Here is a 5,058-nt window from a genome sequence, read left to right as displayed (position 1 = left end):
GCCCGGCGCCGGGCCGGGGGGCCAGGGCGACGGCGCCGGGCTGCGGCGCGGGAGCGACGGCGTTGAACGCCTGCGCGGGGGCCACGGCGTTGAAGGCCGGCGCCGGGGCGGCGGCGGCCAGGCCCGGGGCCACGGGCAGCGGCGCGACGGCGACCGCTCCGGGGGGAGGCGCGGGGACGACCAGCGCCGCGTGCGCGGCGATGGCACCCCACCCGAGGGATGCTGCGATCCCGACGACCAGGACGGCTCTTTTGAGCATGGGGGCTCCTTGCTTGTGCGCCCGGCCTCCAGGGCAGGGCGCTGTTGTAGGCATCCGTGGGATGACGGACCCGCCCGTGACGAAAGGGGAACGGGCCGGGAGCGACTTCCCCGCGGTGAGTGACGTTAGCGCAAAGTGATGACAGAGCGTGTCAATGATGTGACTCTCAGTGTCGAGACAAGGGAGATCCCCGGCCGCATAATCGTTTGACGCCACGCCCGGACGGCCGGGACGATCGCGTGGTGCAGATCGAGTACCTCAGATTCTCCCCCGCCGACGTCGAGGACCTGGTCGGGTTCCTGACCGGCGAGGAGTGGCCGTTCCACGCGGGGGTCCAGGAGGCGGGCGCGATCAGGCGCCGGGTGGCCGAGGGTTTCTACGACGACGCGGAGACCAGGACGTTCTGGGTGCTGGCCGACGGCGAGCGCGCCGGCCTGGTGCGGCTGTACGACCTCGGCGACGACACTCCGATGTTCGACCTGCGCGTACGCCGTGCGTGGCGCGGGCGCGGCCTCGGCACGGCGGCGCTCTCCTGGCTCACCGGCCATCTGTTCACCGAGCTCCCCGGCGTCACGCGCATCGAGGGCACGACGCGGGCCGACAACCGGGCGATGCGGGCGGCGTTCCGCAAGAACGGCTACGCCAAGGAGGCGCACTACCGCGAGTCGTGGCCCGCGCCCGACGGCACCTGTCACGACGCGGTCGGCTACGCGATCCTCCGGCGCGACTGGGCCTGCGGCTCCACCACGCTTCCCGACTGGCACGACGAGCCCTCCTGAGCCGCCGCCCCGCCTTTCGGTGAGTCAACCGAGCGTGAGCAGGTTCTAATGAATCCGCCATGTACAAAGCGTTGTCGCGTGACTACGGTTTGTAGCGAAGACTGGTTGTTCACGCCCAAGGAGGTTCCCGTGCGTACGTCCCCCCGTAATCTCGCCGCCGCCGTGCTGATCGCCGCCGCAGGCCTGGCCCTGCCGGCTCAGGCGGCCCACGCCGTCGTCGATCCCTCGAAGATCGCGGTCCTCGAGTCGCTCCAGAAGACGGACCCCATCCTCATGGCCAACTGCACCACCGGCACGGTCGCCGACCCCGCGGGCGCCGTCGTCGTCCCGCCGGAGGTGCCGCTCGTGGGCTGCCTCACCCTCTGACGTCCCCTCTCCCGCGGCACTGGGCGGCACGGAGACCCTGAGGCATGACCGGCCTGCCCGTGATGGGCGGCGGGCATCCCCTCGGCCTCGTGGGCGCGTAGCGCCGCCCAGGCCGCGCGCGCCCGTCTGCCGGACGCCGTGCCCGCGCGCCGTGCCTTCACGCCGTCCTTCACGCCGTGCCTTCACGCCGTGCCTTCACGCCGTGCCTTCACGCCGTGCCTTCACGCCGGGCAGCAGGGACCGCCGGGCGGCCCTCTCCTGCGCGGAGCTCAGCGCGTGTCGGACTCGCTCTGAGAGAGCGCGGCCCGGCCGGCCTCCAGGCGGGCCACCGGGATCCGGAACGGTGAGCAGGAGACGTAGTCGAGGCCCACCTCGTGGCAGAAGTGCACGGAGTCGGGGTCGCCGCCGTGCTCGCCGCAGATGCCGAGGTGCAGGTCGGGCCGGGCAGCCCGGCCCTCCTCCACGGCGATCTCCACGAGCCGCCCCACACCCTCGCGGTCAAGCGTCTCGAACGGCGAGACGCCGAAGATGCCGAGGTCGAGGTAACGGGAGAAGAACGAGGCCTCCACGTCGTCGCGGGAGAAGCCCCACGCCATCTGGGTCAGGTCGTTGGTGCCGAAGGAGAAGAACTCCGCCGCCTCCGCGATCTGTCCCGCCGTGAGGGCGGCGCGCGGCACCTCGATCATGGTGCCGATCAGCGCCTCCACGCCGGCCTCCGCGAGGATCTTGACGGCCTCCTCGCGTACCGCCTCCAGCTCCTGTACGGACGCCACGAGCGGGATCATGATCTCCGGCCGCGCCCCCGGCACCTCCGCGGCGGCCTGGGCGATGGCCCTGACCTGCATCGCGAACAGACCGGGGATCATCAGCCCGAGCCGCACGCCGCGCAGGCCGAGCATCGGGTTCTGCTCGTGCAGCCGCTTGACGGCGGCCAGCAGCCGATGATCCTTCTCGGTGACGTCCTGCGACGTGGCGATCTTGACGGACAGGTCCACGATGTCGGGCAGGAACTCGTGCAGGGGCGGGTCGATGAGGCGGATGGTGACCGGAGCGCCCTCCATCGCCTGAAATATCCCGATGAAATCGGATTTCTGGAGTGGCTCCAGCGCGTCCAGGGCGGTCTGGCGTTCCTCGTCGGTCGAGGCCAGCACCAGGTCCTCCACGAGCTGCCGGCGCTCGCCCAGGAACATGTGCTCCGTACGGCACAGACCGATGCCCTGCGCGCCGAAGCGGCGGGCCCGGGCCGCGTCCTCGGGGGTGTCGGCGTTGGCGCGCACGCCCAGGCGGCGGGCCGCGTCCGCGTGGCGCATGATCCGGTCCACGGCCTGGACCAGGTCGTCGGCCGGCTCCGAGCCCTCGAAGTACTCGACCACGGCCGAGTCGACCACCGGCACCTCGCCGAGGAAGACCTCGCCCGTCGTGCCGTCGATGGAGATGACGTCGCCCTCGGAGACCACCACGTCGCCGGGCGCGACGAACCGCTTCTCGGCGGTGTGCACCTCCAGCTCCTCGGCGCCGCACACGCACGTCTTGCCCATGCCGCGGGCCACCACGGCGGCGTGTGAGGTCTTGCCGCCGCGGCTGGTGAGGATGCCGCGGGCGGCGATCATGCCGGACAAGTCGTCGGGGTTGGTCTCGCGGCGGACGAGGATGACGTGCTCGCCCTGCTCGGCCAGCTCGATGGCGCGCTCGGAGGAGAAGACGGCCTTGCCGACGGCGGCGCCCGGGGAGGCGTTCATGCCCTTGGCGATCTTCTTCTTGTCGGCGCCGCCGTCGAAGCGGGGGAACATGAGCTGGGCCAGCTGGTCGCCGGTGACCCGGGTGACGGCCTCGTCCATCGTGATGAGGCCCTGGTCGACGAGCTGGGTGGCGATGCAGAACGCGGCCGCCGCCGTGCGCTTGCCCACCCGGGTCTGCAACATCCACAGCTTGCCGCGCTCGATGGTGAACTCGATGTCGCACAGGTCCCGGTAGTGGTTCTCCAGGGTCTCCATGATCCCGAGCAGCTCGTCGTAGGAGTGCTTGTCGATGCGCTCCAGCTCTTCGAGGGGGATCGTGTTGCGGATGCCGGCCACCACGTCCTCGCCCTGGGCGTTCTGCAGGTAGTCGCCGTAGATGCCCTGGCGGCCCGAGCCGGGGTCGCGGGTGAAGGCGACGCCGGTGCCGGAGTCGTCGCCGTAGTTGCCGAAGACCATGGCCATGATGTTCACGGCGGTGCCGAGGTCGGTGGGGATGCGTTCCTGGCGGCGGTAGAGGATGGCGCGCGGGGCGTTCCAGGAGTCGAAGACGGCCATGACGGCCAGGCGCATCTGCTCGCGCGGGTCGGTGGGGAAGTCCTGTCCGGTCTGCTCGCGCACGATGCCCTTGTACGTCTTCACCAGCTGCTGCAGCTCGCCCGCGTCCAGGTCGGTGTCCTGGCGCTTGCCCTTGAGGGTGTCGAGCGCGCGCTCGAACAGGTCGCCGTCGATGTCCAGCACGGTCCTGCCGAACATCTGGATGAGCCTGCGGTAGGAGTCCCACGCGAAGCGCTCGTTGCCGCCGGCCTGCTTGGCCAGGCCGTGGACGGATTCGTCATTGAGACCGATGTTGAGGACCGTCTCCATCATGCCCGGCATGGAGAACTTGGCCCCCGAGCGTACGCTCACCAGCAGCGGGTCGTCCGCCTGGCCGAGCTTCCTGCCCATCTGCGCTTCCAGCGCCGCGAGGTGCTCGGCGACCTCCTGGTCGAGACCGTCCGGCACGGAGCCCTCCGCCAGATAGTGGCGGCACGCCTCAGTGGTGATCGTGAAGCCGGGGGGAACGGGCAGCCCTAGGTTCGTCATTTCGGCGAGGTTCGCGCCCTTACCGCCGAGAAGATCCTTGAGATTCCTGTTGCCCTCGGTGAAGTCGTAAACGTACTTGGCCACCACAGCTCCAATCCAACGCCTCTGTCCCGGACTCTACCGGTGAAATTGGCGACGAAACTGCACCCCTCGGTTAATTGCACGTTATGCCTGGTGAAGGCGGCATGACAGGTCTAATCCAATTATAGGACCCGGCAGCGGAAATTGGATTAGACCAATTGGTTTAAACCAATTTCGATAAACGCACGGGAGCGAGAATGAGAAACAGATCACACCACCACCGCAGCCCCAACGGGTTACTCCGGTCCCGTGTGGACCACCTGAAACGGCGGCCCTTCGACCCCCACCGCAGCCTCTCCGCCCCAGCTCAAAACGGCTTCCCCGGCACACCCCTGACCGGCGCACACGGGTGCCATCCACCTTCCCGCCGCACGGAAGCGCACGTCAGGGGACGGCCAGGGGTCGGAACTGCTGGCGTATCGCGCGGCCGACGCGCCTCACGCGGCGTCCAGAGCCACAGGCGCTTCCATCACTGGGAGGCCGCCGGGATGGCTGAGGTCAGCGGGCTCGTGGCCGACCGCTGGGTCATGGCTGGAGGCCCATGGGGTCGTGGCGGCCCTCGCCAGGCCCCTCCTCACCTCGCGAAGGGGCACCCGACGGACGTCCACCGTAGGAGAGCGCCCTTTCATGAGGCGGACGTTCCGCCCCTCGCAGGAAGGGGGATGGCACATGGCCGGGGAAGGCGAGGTCGCGCCAGGCGAAACCGTGGGGATTACGCGGCCGGTGGGATGAGGGGGTTGTGGTCAGGGGG

4 protein-coding genes are annotated in these 5,058 nt (G+C 69.8%); 2 read left to right on the top strand and 2 right to left on the bottom strand.

The annotated features are described in order from the left end of the window. The coding region (locus E1286_RS45865) for a hypothetical protein (RefSeq protein ID WP_187368330.1) at nt 1–259 on the bottom strand (259 nt) is incomplete at its 3' end. Nucleotides 260–501: 242 nt separating this feature from the next. On the opposite strand from E1286_RS45865, the gene E1286_RS45860 reads away from it, so the two are divergent. Continuing rightward, complete coding sequence (locus E1286_RS45860; protein WP_132623494.1) at nt 502–1,038, top strand: GNAT family N-acetyltransferase; 537 nt, start codon at nt 502–504, stop codon at nt 1,036–1,038. Between the two features lie 129 nt (nt 1,039–1,167). Then, nucleotides 1,168–1,404 (top strand): hypothetical protein, encoded by a 237-nt coding sequence (locus E1286_RS45855; RefSeq protein WP_132623492.1) that lies wholly within the window; start codon nt 1,168–1,170, stop codon nt 1,402–1,404. Between the two features lie 269 nt (nt 1,405–1,673). On the opposite strand, the gene ppdK is transcribed toward E1286_RS45855, so the two are convergent. Further along, the gene (gene ppdK, locus E1286_RS45850) at nt 1,674–4,310 is read right to left on the bottom strand and encodes a pyruvate, phosphate dikinase (RefSeq protein WP_132623490.1); all 2,637 of its coding nucleotides are present in this window, start codon (nt 4,308–4,310) and stop codon (nt 1,674–1,676) included. Nucleotides 4,311–5,058 lie beyond the last annotated feature (748 nt).

This window comes from Nonomuraea terrae (assembly GCF_004348995.1).
In the GTDB taxonomy this organism is placed as follows: Bacteria; Actinomycetota; Actinomycetes; order Streptosporangiales; family Streptosporangiaceae; genus Nonomuraea; species Nonomuraea terrae.
This window is presented reverse-complemented; position numbering and strand designations above follow the sequence as displayed.